This is a genomic window from Liquorilactobacillus uvarum DSM 19971, from assembly GCF_001434935.1.
Classification (GTDB): Bacteria; Bacillota; Bacilli; order Lactobacillales; family Lactobacillaceae; genus Liquorilactobacillus; species Liquorilactobacillus uvarum.
This window is the reverse complement of record NZ_AZEG01000056.1, coordinates 1-6,005: the sequence shown is the minus strand read 5'-3', so window position 1 is coordinate 6,005 and position 6,005 is coordinate 1. Positions and strand designations below refer to the sequence as shown.

At 33.7% G+C, this 6,005-nt stretch carries 4 protein-coding genes; 3 read left to right on the top strand and 1 reads right to left on the bottom strand.

The window, feature by feature from the left end:
- Positions 1 to 105: 105 nt before the first annotated feature.
- Positions 106 to 777 (bottom strand): EAL domain-containing protein, encoded by a 672-nt coding sequence (locus FD20_RS11915; protein WP_057738796.1) that lies wholly within the window; start codon positions 775 to 777, stop codon positions 106 to 108.
- Between the two features lie 130 nt (positions 778 to 907).
- On the opposite strand from FD20_RS11915, the gene FD20_RS11910 reads away from it, so the two are divergent.
- The 3 genes from FD20_RS11910 to FD20_RS11900 all read left to right on the top strand — a co-directional run bounded on the left by FD20_RS11910 (position 908) and on the right by FD20_RS11900 (position 5,898).
- Positions 908 to 2,290 carry an FAD-dependent oxidoreductase gene (locus FD20_RS11910; RefSeq protein WP_057738794.1) on the top strand — a complete coding sequence of 461 codons (1,383 nt, stop codon included), beginning with the start codon at positions 908 to 910 and terminating at the stop codon, positions 2,288 to 2,290.
- Positions 2,291 to 2,860: 570 nt separating this feature from the next.
- Positions 2,861 to 3,943 (top strand): family 8 glycosyl hydrolase, encoded by a 1,083-nt coding sequence (locus tag FD20_RS11905; protein ID WP_235807787.1) that lies wholly within the window; start codon positions 2,861 to 2,863, stop codon positions 3,941 to 3,943.
- Positions 3,944 to 3,945: 2 nt separating this feature from the next.
- Complete coding sequence (locus FD20_RS11900) at positions 3,946 to 5,898, top strand: glycosyltransferase family 2 protein (RefSeq protein WP_057738792.1); 1,953 nt, start codon at positions 3,946 to 3,948, stop codon at positions 5,896 to 5,898.
- Positions 5,899 to 6,005: the final 107 nt, after the last annotated feature.

The window sequence follows — 6,005 nt, the reverse complement described above, 5'->3', positions numbered from 1 at the left end:
ACAGAATTAGAACGAGTGTTTAGAAAAAGATGTGCCATTTATTGACATAGGAGCAAAACACCCCCAAGTTTCGGGGGTGCCTCAATTCAACTAAATATAATACACTTACCGATTGCGAGAGATTTTAAAAAGATGTGGTTTTTCATAATAGAAACCTTGCCGGAGCGAAAGATCAAGTGCGCTTAAAAGTTCATCGTCAGCAGAATTTTCCACACCTTCAACGACTAATCGCAAACCGAATTTTTTTGCCACTCTGCGCCAAAAAATTAACTTTCCTGGAATCTCAACTGCACGCTTTTCACTACGTAAATTTTGCATTGGAAATTTCACTTCTGAAGCGAAAGGCAAAAGCCACTTGATTTTATCATACGTATTTTCTTTTGTACTAACATCATCAATACTCAATTCGATGCCGTTTTTTAAATAATAATCCAAAAACCGAGTGATTCGTTCTTTTTTTACAATTATATCTTCCCGCTCTTCTGTCAACTCGACAACCAGCGTGATAGGATAAATGTGTTTTTGTGTTTCAACCAGTTCTTTTGCCATAGTCTTACTGACAAACTGGCTTTGCGTAAGATTAAACGATAGTGAGTCGACCTTAAACATCAATTCATTTGCTACTTCTCTCAAGAGACTTATTTGTTCAGAAACCGGAATAGAAGCAAAATTTTGAGGTACCTTCCATTCCTTATCAAATTTGCGAATCAACATCTCGTAGCCCATTAAAGAACCTGTGAACACATTAACCTGCGGTTGAACATAAAATCGATACATTACACAGCTCTCCCCTAAATGAAAATTCTTACGGCTCTTATCATTCTTAATTACTTTTAATTTTTTAATTTGCTTGCTAAGATATAGGCAATGATATCCTTTATTCAATATAATGCAAGGAGGAACCTTCATGAAAGTAATAATCATCGGCTGTACCCATGCTGGTTTAACTGCAGCAAAAGAAATTCTAACTAATCATCCTGAAACGGAACTTACAATTTATGAAAGAAATAATAATTTTTCATTCTCATCTGATGGTATCTTCTTATATTTAAAAAATCAAGTTAAAAATCTCGAAAGTATTTTCACTTCATCACCTTCAAAAATCAGACAAATGGGAGCACTAGTCAGAGATATGCATACTGTTCTGAATGTAGATACTCAAAAAAAACAGATTCGCGCAGTTGACATGCAAAAGGGCATTATTATCACTGACAATTATGATAAATTAATCGTCGCTACTGGTGCTAACCCCCGCTTACCCGCAATTGTTGGCATCGATAATAGTCGTGTTTTATTATGCAAAAGTTTTCTTCAAGCCCAAAAAATTTACACAATGGCTCAATCTAGCCAACGCATCGCAATTATCGGAGCTGGCTATGCCGGTGTAGAGTTTGCGGAAAGCTTTGCTCAAAAAGGGTATCAAGTTGATCTTTTTCAATCAAGTGATCAAGTGTTAAACAACTATTTTGATGTTTCAACCTCAGAATTTGTAGTTAAATTATTACAAAAACATCATGTAAACGTCCATCTGAACACAAATGTGACAGCTTTTACAGAGGTGACTGATTTAATAATTAAACTTTCGACCTCAAGTGGCGATGATTTTTTAGAAGATATGGCTATCGTTTGTACCGGTTTTATACCTAACACAAGACTTTTTGCCAAACAATTAAAAATGGAAAAACACGGTGCGTTACTGCTCAACAACTATCTGCAGACTTCAGATCCCGATGTTTATGCAGCAGGAGACTGTGCTGTTGTTCATTTTAATCCAACAAATAAGTCGATTTACGCTCCGCTTGGAACCAATGCTGTTCGGCAGGGATTTTTAGTCTCCAAAAATATCTATGGCAATTTCTATCCATACATGGGTACACAAACTACTTCAGCGTTAAAACTATTCGGACACAATTTTGCCATGACAGGCCTGACTTTGAAAAATGCTAAGCTGCATGGTTTAAACGCCCATAGTACCGTCTATCAAGGCAACTGGCGTCCAGATTACATGCCTTATTCTGAACCAGCAACTCTCTCTTTAGTTTATAATCGCGATAATCGTAAAATACTTGGTCTACAGCTCCATAGTAAAAAAGATCTTACACAATCAGTTAATACTGTCTCACTCGCGATTCAAAATAGTAATACGATTGATGATCTTTCGATGACAGATATGTTTTTTCAACCAAACTTTGATCAGCCCTTTAATTATTTGAACATTGTGGCACAAACAGCTGTTAAGCATGAGAAAGCTGCCGGCTTTGATAACCCCCGCTTCACAACTTTATATTAAATTCTGTTTTAAACTCTTTGCATTTATTGTTGAACTAATATCCGTGACAATTAGTTACCTTTCAAAAGAAAACAGCTGCATAGTAAACAAATTATGTGCATTTTATTTTTCTTGCATCTCATAAAGCATGTGTCTAGCATAAAGAATCATTTTTTATTAGTGTTAAAAAATGATTTTATTTTACTTTTTAGAACTAATAATAATTTGTGCTTGATATTACACTTTGTCTTAAAAAAATATCAATACAGCAACTACGAGTTATAAAGAACTTTTAGTTTTGTTATAAGTTTAAAAACCTAAAAAATTAATGTTTTGTAAATTTAATATATGTACCACACTATAAATGAAGCACTAAACACATTTCTATTTTTACTATATAGTAATTATTCTAATTAAAAATAATAAATATACATTTCAGTGTTATAATATATATATATTATTGCTTAATAATATTTAAAGTTTTGTAATATCTTAAAAATCAGCCTTTAAAGGGCAGAAAGGAACAAAATTATCAAACGGCAAAAGTTAGGATGGTTCATCGTAGCAGGAATAATGTTAATTGCTGCAATAATGAGTATCGGGGTATGGAGAATGCAAAAATATTCAAGTAGCAATCAAGTTAAAGAGCTTTTTAACCAATGGAGTTCAAAGTATATTTATTCAACTTCCAATGGAAAATACGTAAATGGGAGTCAAAAGGGACAAACACCAACAGCAATTTCCGAAGCCCAAGGATATGGGATGATTTTAACAGTCCAAGCTGCAAAAAAAGGATGGTCTAATCAGAAAACATTCAACCAGCTAGTTACTTATTACCTGAAACATAGGATAAGTAGAGATAATCATCTAATGTCATGGAAACAAATTAAAAAGGGTAATGCTATGTTTACGCTAACTGATGATAAGGTTAATGCCACGGATGGTGATTTAGATATTGCATATTCTTTGTATCAGGCCGATACTCTCTGGGGCAGCGATGGTTCTTTTAATTACAGACAAATTGCTGATCAAATTCTGCATGACCTATTAAAATTTACATACAAAAAAAGTAATAGTTTGCTAGTTATTGGAAACTGGGCTCTGAATTCTAAAAAATACGAAAATTTAGTCCGCACTTCTGATCTAATACCTGCATACTATCGGTATTTCTACAAAAAAACTAAAGATACCGCGTGGTTAACAATTGAGAGAAAATCAGAACTTGTTCTCCGAAAATTAAGTGCACAGAATAAAACAGGATTGTTGCCAGATTTTGCAATTATCGACAAAAAAACCATTTCGCCTGCCCCAGCATACTCCTTAGAAGGCAAAAACGATGGGCATTACGCTTGGAATGCAACTCGTACTCCTTGGCGACTAGCTCTTGGCAATTCAAATACAACACAAAACACAAACAGAAAAATGTTGAATTTTTTTAAAAAGCAAACCCATATTCGTGCAGTTTATACATTATCCGGAAAACCTCTAACTAATTATGGCTCAATGGCTTTTACTGCGCCTATTGCAGTTGCTGCTAATCAACAGTCCAAAGATTTTAATACATTGGCTGTTTCGACGAAAAAAATGGTGTTGTCTACAAAATTAACTGGAAACTATTATGCAGATACTCTGCAAGTCTTGGCTGCTTTTTACATAGTAAGTATGGAGGAATAATGATGGAAAAAATATTTTATTTCGATTTGGTAATCACTGTCGTATTGTTCATTTTTTACTTTTTAGCGAAAAAAAACATTTTTTTTAAAAAAGTACTTATTATTATATATTTTTTGACAATGTTTAGTTACTTAGGTTGGCGTATTTTCTACACACTTCCCCTGAATGGACTCATTAATTCTATTTTTGGAATACTATTATTAATAGCAGAAATAGGTGGTTTTTTGCTATCAATCATTTTTTATATACTGTTTTTTAAGAAAAATAAAAAAGAAAAACCAGTATTAAACAAATTAAGCGGACACTATCCAACTATAGATGTTTATATCGCAACGTATAACGAGGATGAAATGATTTTAAAACGTTCAATCGTAGCAGCTAAAAAATTACGTTATCCAGAAAAAGATAAAGTTAATGTATATGTCCTAGACGATGGAAGTCGTGAAAACGTTAAAATTTTAGCGGCACGTTTGGGGGCTCTTTATATCAAACGAGAAAATCATGAACATGCCAAGGCTGGAAATCTAAATAATGCACTTCAGTATACAGATGGTGAATTGATTGTCACATTAGATGCAGACATGGTTGTTCGCACTGATTTTCTTGAACGTACAATTGGTTATTTTGCAGATTTAAATATTGGTTTTATTCAATCACCACAAACATTCTTTAATAATGATCCTTATCAGTTCAATCTTTTTTCAGGCGATAATATTGGAAACGACCAAGACTTTTTCATGCGTAATATAGAAGAGCAAAAAGACAGATTCAATGCAACAATGTATATTGGCTCCAACGCAGTTTTTCGGCGTAAAGCACTAGAAGACATTGGTGGTTTCTCAACTGGAGTAATTACAGAGGACATGGCCACAGGAATGCTTATCCAATCCAAAGGTTGGCAAACAAGGTATGTGAATGAGAATCTTGCAAGTGGTTTAGCTCCTGAAACCTTTGGTGATCTAATTAAACAGCGTGACAGGTGGGCACGAGGAAATATTCAGGTAGCTCGAAAATGGAATCCTTTAAGAATAAAGGGCCTAAATGCAATTCAAAAAGTCATCTACTTAGATGGTATACATTATTGGATTTCCAGTATTTATAAAATGATCTATTTACTGGCCCCCATTGCTTTTCTATTATTTGGCTTCTACAGTTTAAATGCTTCTTTTCAGGGTATACTTTTTTTCTGGTTTCCCTCTTTTCTATCGTCCCAGTTAGCTTTCAACATTGTAAGTGAGGGAAGATTGACGGTGTTACTCACAAACATTTATGAAACTGCTATGGCTCCTTATATTTCATACGCTGTAATTAGTGAAGGTGTGTTTAAGGCCAAAAATAAATTTGTAGTAACACGAAAGGGTCTTAATTTTAAAAAACCGTATTACAATTTGAAATTGGCTGCTCCAATACTTGTTCTACTAGCTTTATCAGTTATATCCTTAGTAAAAATACTGCTTATTTCAAACTCAGTGTTATCCTTTAACCAACCTATGAATACTATCTATATAAATCTGTTTTGGATCATCTATAATCTCTTTGCATTGATTCTCGCGTCTTTCATTCCCTTTGAACGACCAAGATTTCGAAAAGCAGAACGTTTTGCGACCAATAAAAATATTCAAGTTTTTTCAATTGATGGTCATAGAATTTGTACAGGCCTTATCACTAATTGGAACGAGATTGGTGCAAACATAATCGTTGACAAAGATATTAAAATTGATAAGAATATAGTTCTGGACATAGAAAATCATAAAATATCTGCGCAGATTTCACGTCTTTTTCCATTGAACGAGAAAAAAATAAATCTTGGCCTTGAATTCAAAAATTTATCTAACAAAGAATACGCATATATCATTACTCAAACATACGCACTCGATTCAAACAAACATGTTGATCCCGTCTATGAAAGTAACATTTGGAAGATAATTCCAGCGTTTATTAAGGGTTATAGATAAAAAAGCAGCTTTCTCTTTGTCTTATTCATCAGTATTTTAAAAATAGAAACAAGAGGCTGTGACATAACTAGCCTCTGTATAAGCAAATAGGACGAGAAACCGAATTT